The 513-nt window shown below is 44.8% G+C and carries 1 protein-coding gene; it reads left to right on the top strand.

Annotated features, from left to right (window positions below):
- On the top strand, nucleotides 1–513 hold a 513-nt coding region (locus tag I6F42_RS20110; protein WP_197153226.1), incomplete at both ends, for an IS4 family transposase.

Genomic DNA, 513 nt, shown 5'->3' with positions numbered 1-513 from the left:
GAAAGGACACTCCCTCCCAGTTTACTATGTCGGCTGTGCAGAGCGAGGAAACGCTGAGAACGGCTTAAGCTGGCACCTATTAACCAGTGAACCAGTCACCAGCAAAGAAGACGCTTTAGCTATCATCACCTACTATGAGCACCGTTGGCTTGTAGAGGAATACCATAAAGTCTGGAAAAGTGATGGTACGGATATCGAAAGTTTACGCCTTCAAAGCCAAGATAACATGGAAAGATTGGTGACGATTAATGGCTTTATTGCGACGCGAATATTGCAACTAAAGTTCACCAATGAGCAGCCTGATTCTCCAAGTTGTGAACAACTGTTATCTCCCAAAGCATGGAAGTTATTGTGGTTAAAGAGAATAAAAACACCATTGCCTGAAACTGCTCCAAATATGTCATGGGCGTATCAGGAACTGGCAAAGTTAGGAGGCTGGAAAGATACCAAGCGCACAGGGCGTGCATCTGTGAAAGTGTTATGGCAAGGATGGCTTAAGTTACAAGCCATCCT

Origin of the sequence: Pseudoalteromonas sp. SWYJZ12 (genome assembly GCF_015864395.1) — a bacterium.
Lineage (GTDB): Bacteria > Pseudomonadota > Gammaproteobacteria > Enterobacterales > Alteromonadaceae > Pseudoalteromonas > Pseudoalteromonas arctica.
Note: the sequence above shows the minus strand (reverse complement) of the source record. Positions and strands in the feature narration are given on the sequence as shown.